At 37.3% G+C, this 8,129-nt stretch carries 6 protein-coding genes; all 6 read left to right on the plus strand.

What is annotated here, in order from left to right; all coding sequences use genetic code 11:
- The first annotated feature begins 105 nt into the window (after nt 1-105).
- The 6 genes from ACPYKA_RS15735 to ACPYKA_RS15760 all read left to right on the plus strand — a co-directional run bounded on the left by ACPYKA_RS15735 (nt 106) and on the right by ACPYKA_RS15760 (nt 7,816).
- The gene (locus tag ACPYKA_RS15735) at nt 106-1,233 is read left to right on the plus strand and encodes a PLP-dependent transferase (RefSeq protein ID WP_479543174.1); all 1,128 of its coding nucleotides are present in this window, start codon (nt 106-108) and stop codon (nt 1,231-1,233) included.
- A complete protein-coding gene (locus ACPYKA_RS15740; protein ID WP_479543168.1) occupies nt 1,230-3,077 on the plus strand; it encodes a bifunctional homocysteine S-methyltransferase/methylenetetrahydrofolate reductase in 1,848 nt (615 codons plus the stop codon). Before ACPYKA_RS15735 ends, ACPYKA_RS15740 begins: the two co-directional genes overlap by 4 nt.
- A gap of 118 nt (nt 3,078-3,195) precedes the next feature.
- The gene (locus ACPYKA_RS15745) at nt 3,196-3,387 is read left to right on the plus strand and encodes a hypothetical protein (RefSeq protein ID WP_479543169.1); all 192 of its coding nucleotides are present in this window, start codon (nt 3,196-3,198) and stop codon (nt 3,385-3,387) included.
- 79 nt (nt 3,388-3,466) lie between these two features.
- The gene (metE, locus tag ACPYKA_RS15750) at nt 3,467-5,755 is read left to right on the plus strand and encodes a 5-methyltetrahydropteroyltriglutamate--homocysteine S-methyltransferase (RefSeq protein ID WP_479543170.1); all 2,289 of its coding nucleotides are present in this window, start codon (nt 3,467-3,469) and stop codon (nt 5,753-5,755) included.
- Between the two features lie 544 nt (nt 5,756-6,299).
- Nucleotides 6,300-7,262 (plus strand): alpha/beta fold hydrolase, encoded by a 963-nt coding sequence (locus ACPYKA_RS15755; RefSeq protein WP_479543171.1) that lies wholly within the window; start codon nt 6,300-6,302, stop codon nt 7,260-7,262.
- A gap of 353 nt (nt 7,263-7,615) precedes the next feature.
- Nucleotides 7,616-7,816 (plus strand): hypothetical protein, encoded by a 201-nt coding sequence (locus ACPYKA_RS15760; RefSeq protein ID WP_479543172.1) that lies wholly within the window; start codon nt 7,616-7,618, stop codon nt 7,814-7,816.
- Nucleotides 7,817-8,129 lie beyond the last annotated feature (313 nt).

Consider the following 8,129-nt stretch of genomic DNA (forward strand, 5'->3'; position numbering starts at 1 on the left):
GAACCGCCGTATACGGAACCGTATGTACGGTGGTGTGAGAGGGGCGGAAAATTAATTTTCCCCTCTACTCGATTTGGCAAACTTACTAAGAAAGGGGTTAATAAAATGACGGATTCGTGTAGGAAAGAGACATTTCTTGTGCAAATAGGAAATAGGAAAGAAGAACATTTTCGCGCAGTCAGTACACCTATTTATTTTTCCACTGCATTCCGCCATGAAGAGATTGGCCTTCAAGACGGTTATGATTATATCCGCACTGGTAACCCGACTAGAGATGTATTAGAAAAAGCAGTTGCAGAGTTAGAAAGTGGAGATAAAGCGTTCGCGACATCTTCCGGTATGGCGGCTGTCCAACTTGTATTTGCATTGTTTGAAGAAGGATCACATTTTATTGCATCTCGTGATATTTACGGCGGAAATTATCGTTTATTTGAAGTTTTCGAGGAAAAGTATAATTTTTCATTTACGTATTGGGACGGGAAAGATTATGAGGAACTTGAAACTTATATTCGGGATAACACGAAAGCGATTTTTATTGAGTCACCTACCAACCCGTTAATGCAAACCGTTGATTTAAGAAAAATTTCGGTGATCACAAAACGCCATGAGATTCTTCATATCGTTGATAACACACTGTACACTCCATACATTCAGCGACCGCTTGAAGAAGGGGCAGATATTGTTGTTCATAGTGCAACAAAATATTTAGCAGGGCATAACGATGTGCTGGCAGGGCTTGTCATCTCAAAAGGGGAGACATTAAACGAAGAGTTAGCATTTTTGCATAATTCAATCGGAGCAGTTTTATCACCATATGACTGTTTTAGCCTCATTCGAGGGATGAAAACATTGGCACTTCGGATGAGGCAGCATGAAAATAATGCCAAGCAAGTAGTTGAGTATTTGAGAACTCATCCACTTGTAACAGATGTGTATTACCCGGGGAAAAGCGGAATGTTAAGTTTTGAAATAATTGATGAAGCACTTGTTTCGCCGTTTCTAAAAGCATTAAAACTTTTTACGTTTGCCGAAAGTTTAGGAGGGGTGGAGAGCTTTTTAACATACCCAATTACACAGACACATATGGACATTCCAAAAGAGGTGCGTGAATCATACGGATTATCAAATTGTCTCCTTCGTGCTTCTGTTGGGGTTGAACATGAAGATGATATTATCGCTGATCTTGAGCAAGCTTTCGAAGCGATTACTCAATTGGGGGTGACAGAACTTTGAGTTTATTAACAGACTTAAAGGAGCGAATATTAATCGCTGATGGTGCGATGGGGACGATTTTATATTCTCATGGGGTGGATCGTAGCTTTGAAGAGTTAAATTTGAGCCACCCGGAGCAAATTCAAAATGTGCATGAAGCATACATTAATGCGGGGGCTGACGTTATTCAGACGAACACATATGGTGCAAACTATATTAAACTCGCACGTTATGGGTTAGAAGAACAAGTGAAAAATATTAACCAAAAGGCAGTTCAAATTGCCAAAAAAGCTAGTAATGGACGCGTGCATGTTTTGGGGAATATTGGTGGAATTCATGGTGCCCAAACTTTACTGGAGTCAGATGAGGAAATCAAGCGAAGTTTCCGGGAACAATTATATTGTTTACTACTGGAGGGCGTGGATGGGTTAATCCTTGAAACCTATTATAATCTCGATGAATTAAAAATAGTTTTGCAAATTGCTAGAGAAGAAACAGATTTACCGATCATTACCAATGTTTCTATGCATGAACCGGGTGTGCTAGAAAATGGGGTCACGCTACCTGATGCGTTAAAACAGTTAGAAGCGCTCGGTGCAGATGTAGTTGGAGTAAATTGCCGATTAGGTCCTTCCCAAATGGTAACTTCGCTGGAGTCGGTTCCACTGTTGGATAAGGCATTTTTGGCAGCATATCCAAATGCGAGTTTACCAGCTTATCGGGATGGAGTGCTTTTTTATGAAAATGAACCGAATTATTTTAAAGATTGTGCAGTAGCCCTTAGAGATCAAGGAGTTCGGTTAATCGGAGGGTGTTGTGGAACTACTCCCGAACATATTCAAGCGCTTGTGGAAGGGGTAAAAAAACTAGCACCAATTACAGAAAAGAAAGTTAAAGTTAAGGAATCGGTTGCAGTTTTATCGAAAAGAAAGCATGAGACAGAAACATTAGCTGAAAAAGCAAAAAAACGCCACACTATAATTGTAGAATTAGATGCACCGAAACACTTAGATATTACGGAGTATGTGCAAGGAGCTAAAGCGTTAAAGGATGCGGGAGTTGATGCAATTACGCTTGCTGACAATTCACTAGCGACTCCAAGAATTAGTAATGTCGCTATGGCAACAATTTTACAACAACATGGAATAGAACCGCTTGTTCATTTAACATGTCGTGATCGTAATTTAATTGGGTTGCAGTCTCATCTTATGGGACTTCACACACTAGGAATTACGGAGATTCTTGCAATTACAGGTGATCCAACCAAAATTGGTGATTTTCCAGGCGCAACCTCTGTCTTTGATGTGAATTCATTTAAATTAATTGAGTTAATTAAAAAGGGGAACAATGGAATTTCATTTTCAGGAAAATCTTTACGGGAAAAAACTTCCTTTAGCGTAGCGGCAGCATTTAATCCAAATGTTGCTAATGTCAAAAAGGGCGTTCAGCGCATGGAAAGAAAAATTAAAAGTGGTGCCAACTACATTTTAACCCAACCAATTTACAGTAGTGAAAAGATGATTGAATTGAAAAAAGCAACGGCGCATATTGAAACACCGATATTTATAGGAATTATGCCACTAACTTCAACCAAGAATGCAGAGTTTCTGCATAATGAAGTTCCAGGTATAAAGTTAACAGATGAAGTCCGAGCGCGAATGAAAGCAACTGCTGGAAATCGAGAATTAGCAACAGCTGAAAGTATTGCAATTTCCAAAGAATTACTCGACACAGCGTTGAAACATTTTAACGGTATTTATTTAATCACACCATTTATGCGCTATGACATTTGTGTGGAGCTGGTGAATTATGTTCAACAAAAAACTGAACACACATCGATTGGAGTTGCTCAAGTCGAGGTGTGAGTTGCTCGAGTGGGGGTGGAAGTTGCTCAAGTTGAGGTGGAGGTTGCTCAAGTTGAGGCGGAAGTTGCTCAAGTCGAGTGGAAGTTGCTCAAGTTAGGGTGAGAGTAGCTCAAGTTGAGTGAAAGTAGCTCAAGTTGAGGTGAAAGTAGCTCAAGTTGAGGTGAAAGTAGCTCAAGTTGAGGTGAGAGTTGCTCAAGTCGAGGTGGAAGTTGCTCAAGTCGAGGCGGAAGTTGCTCAAGTTGAGGCGAAAGTTGCTCAAGTTGAGGCGAAAGTTGCTCAAGTCAAGTTGAGGGTTGCTCAAGTCAGATAAAACTTACTTTTATCATCTTGAGCGTTGAGCGTCGAGGTATGGTTTTTAAATTATTATATAGATAAACGGAGGAGAAACAATGTCAAAAATTAAAAGTTCAAATTTAGGTTACCCACGAATCGGAGAGAATAGAGAATGGAAGCGGGTGCTTGAGGCCTATTGGAATGGAAATATATCAGAAAAAGAATTAATCGAAAAAACAGACGAGATCCGTCTAAACAATTTACAAAAACAGAAGGATAAAGGCATTGACCTTATCCCTGTCGGAGATTTTTCGCTATATGATCATGTACTAGATACAGCAACAACATTTGGGATTGTCCCCGAACGATACAATTATTCGGGTGGGAAAGTTGATACCGATACATATTTCGCAATCGCTCGCGGAGTGGATGATGCCGTTGCTTCAGAAATGACAAAATGGTTTAACACAAACTATCATTATATTGTTCCAGAATTCAATGATGCAAAACCTAGTCTAGTAGAAAACCGTGCTCTTCACTATTATCAAGAAGCAAAAGAGAAGCTAGGGATCGATGGGAAGCCAGTTATTTTAGGGCCGATTACGTTTATAAAACTCTCTAAAGGATATGAGGAAGCGGATTTTTCTAAATTGGTAGATACATTCCTGCCTTTATATGTGCAAATTTTACAAGAACTTGCGGATGCCGGTGCGACATGGGTACAAATCGATGAACCGATTTTTTCAAGTAGAGTGGATGAGGAAGTGATCGAAGCGGCCGAGAAAATATATCAAGCATTTGCCGATAAAGTACCTGGAATTAATATCATTTTCCAAACATATTTTGAAAAACTATTTGCCTATGAAAGAATTAGTAAGCTCCCAGTAAAAGCAATTGGTCTTGATTTTGTACATGGAGATTCCCTAGAGCTTTTGAAAACATATGGATTTCCAAAAGATAAAGTCTTAGCCGCCGGAATCATTGACGGTCGTAATGTTTGGCGTGCAAACTTGGAAGATAAATTAACTATTTTAGAAACGATTAAGCAATTTGTACACGATGAACAATTAATTGTTCAAGCCTCATCTTCTTTATTACATGTACCTGTAACGAAAACGTTAGAGGGGAAAATTGATTCTGTCATTCTAGGTGGACTGTCTTTTGCGGATGAGAAGCTACAAGAAGTTGTTACATTAATAAAAGGACTAAAAGAAGGAAGAGCTAGTATTCAGGGAGAAATAAATGAAGTAAATGAAGCACTTAATAATTTACAAGCGACATATCGTTCAAATGATGAAGTAAGAAAAGAAATAACTAATCTGACAGAAGAAGATGCAAAACGAAATACGCCATTTGCTGAAAGAATCAAACTGCAAGAAGAACGTTTACAATTACCATTACTACCAACAACGACAATTGGAAGTTTACCTCAAACATCTGAAGTAAGGAGCACACGAACAAAATGGCGTAAAGGTGAGATTACAGATTTAGATTATGAACAGTTTGTCAATGACAATATTAATCGTTGGATCGCTATTCAAGAAAATATTGATATCGATGTACTCGTTCATGGTGAATTTGAACGTAATGACATGGTCGAATATTTTGGTGAAAAATTTAACGGCTTCAGCGTCACAGAATATGGGTGGGTTCAATCATATGGATCACGTTGTGTAAAACCGCCACTTATTTTCGGTGACGTATCCTGGGATAAACCGATTACGGTAAAAGAAAGTGTTTATGCGCAATCTCTTACACACCGTCCAGTAAAAGGTATGCTTACAGGCCCAGTTACGATTCTGAATTGGTCATTTGTTCATGACACTACACCACGTTATGAAATTATGAAACAAATTGCGTTAGCTTTACGAAAAGAGATTGAAGCATTAGAAAAAAATAATATTAAAATTATTCAAGTCGATGAACCGGCATTACGAGAAGGATTGCCGCTAGATGAAGAAAAATGGGATGAATATTTAGAGGAATCGGCATATGCATTCCGATTAGCGACAGCAACGGTCGAGGCTGATACCCAAATTCATACACATATGTGCTATTCGAACTTCGAAGATATCTTTGACTGCATTGATGCACTTGATGCGGACGTCATTTCGATTGAAACGTCTAGAAGTCATGGAGAACTCGTATCGACATTTGAAGAAAACACATATACTAAAGAAATTGGCCTTGGAGTTTATGACATTCATAGCCCAAGAATTCCAGCTGTAGAAGAACTCAAACAAAATATTAACCGCGCGCTCAAAACAATTTCTCCAAAGCAATTCTGGGTAAATCCTGATTGCGGATTAAAGACGAGAAAAGAAGAAGAGACAGTTGCCGCACTCAAAGTAATGGTTGAAGCGGCAAAAGCAGTTCGTGAAGAGCAATTAACAACTCAAAAGTAAATAAAATTATTTAATAGTAAGGGGTTTCCGTTATTGTAGAGAATCCTTGATAAAATATAGTAAAACACAATAGTATTTAAAACAACGGTTAAATTTAGCCGTTGTTTTTTCATATAACAATGTTTATTAAAATAGAAGAGGTAAAAAGATTTTAAGATCACACCATCTTTCACTTATGAATTCACATTTGTTTTTTGTTAAAAACCTATTACTTAGTATATTAACATGTTACTAAATTGGTAGCGATTTATGCTGTGATTAGTTTATGTGAATTAATTGGCTTATAACAGAGATAGAATTATTTGTGTTTCATTACCGTAGTGTAAAAATGTGGTAGTATATAATTGTAATTAAATTCTGAATTTTTTAGATCCAATTACGACTTATTCATTAAACGGTCCATTTTGTGGAATAATCATGTTATGTTTATTGGAGAAGCAGACTAGATTGTGGAATAAGGAAATAAATAAATTGTTAAACAACGATGCGTTGCTTTTGGAATCGTATAATCGTGAGAATAGAATTAAAATTATAGGTGGGAAATATGAGAAAAAGATTCAAACGTCTTATGTTAATCCTATTTGCGGGTATTATTTCAATTTTTGTGTTGATTCTTTCTTTGAGCTTTATTAATCATAAAATACAGTTATCAAAAGAAGAAGAACTATTTGTTCCGACTGGGCAACTTGTAGAAGTTAATGGTCATCAAATGCATATTTATACAGAAGGAAATGGAGAAGAAACTCTAGTTTTTATGTCTGGTGGTGGCACAAGTTCACCTGTATTAGATTTCAAATCACTATATAACTTGTTAAGCGATACATATAGAATTGTTGTTATTGAAAAGGCAGGTTATGGTTTTAGCGAAGTTACAAACAATGATCGAGACATTGATACAATTCTATCCGAAACAAGAGAAGCTCTATTAAAGTCAGGAGTTGAAGGTCCATATATTTTATTTCCTCATTCAATGTCTGGTATTGAAGCCTTAAGCTGGGCGCAAGTTTACCCCGATGAAATAAAAGCAATTATTGGATTAGATATGGCTGTTCCCGCAGCGTATGAGCATCTTGATATTAATATGTTGCTTGTTCGGTTAGGTGCTTTTGCTGCAAATACTGGTTTAACTAGATGGATTCCGAACCTATCTGAAAGTGATGCAATAAAATATGGGACGTTGACAGATGAGGAGAAAGAATTATACCGTTCCATTTTCTATCGAAGAACATCGACTAAAGATATGATCAATGAAATTAAAAATATTAAAGAAAATGCACAAAAAGTTAAAGAAGCCGGAACTCCAAATGTACCTATACTTTTGTTTTCATCAAATGGTCAAGAAACAGGCTTTGATGAAAAAAAGTGGATTGAAATCCAAAATACTTTTAGTAATAAGAATGATAACGTAGGACAAATCGAGTTAGATTCGTCTCACTATATTCACAATATTGACTATGGACGAATAGCAGAGGAATCGGAAGAATTTATTGAAAGTTTAAATCGTTAATAAAGGTGAAAGTTCAATTTCTATGTAGAGCCAATATTCACCAAACGCGTGCGATAATAGGATAAATTTAACTACTGAAATCAACTTGGTAGAAATCTATTAAAAAGGTATGACTATACTATTTTGTAATCAGAATCGATTATGGCGGCTCAAGTGTATAAAATGCTCCAATATTATTCCTAACTAACTTCGAAAAACGAAGCAAGAAGTTCATCAGCACCAATCGTTTTCTCAATATAACAATAAATAAACGAAATCCCATTTTGCATCGGCGCTTTTTTCTTGCTATTAACAGAGAGTAACTAATCCCTTGCTTCGACAATATATTAGAAGAAAAGGGGGAGAAAACGGGTATGGAATCTAATGGTGAAAACCGAACGGAAGAGGCATTACGGATTGCCAAAATGATAAGTGAAGGCGGGTTAGGTGTAGAAGCTTATTATTATTATCAAGATGAAGAAAATGATGAAAAAGAAGATGACGATAGTGACCCACCGAATATGATTAGTATCGGTGGTGTAGGATTAGGTGCATATATTAAAAAGAAAACATAAATGACCGGAAGCTAGATAAATTGTTTTATAACCATAGAGGAATCCGAACTATAAGTTACATTTCATTTAGTAAAGTTTCTATTAGTTCGGGATTTCTCTATTTGTATATTTTGCAACAATTTATTACTATTTTAATAAACTGTGCAGTTACGTCGTCGTTGATTTTCGCTCTGGGCAGTACGCTTTCCGCCGAAAGGCCTCAGCCTCCGAAGCGCAGGACGTGTAAGTGCAGGTGTTGCGACAGGACGGACGTCGCGCACTTAACCTGCCGCGCGGAAGAACACCTCTGTAGGGTCTTCGGACACGTGCTTCT

It is taken from the genome of Pseudogracilibacillus amylolyticus (SeqCode) (genome assembly GCF_051918545.1).
Taxonomy (GTDB): Bacteria; Bacillota; Bacilli; order Bacillales; family Amphibacillaceae; genus Pseudogracilibacillus.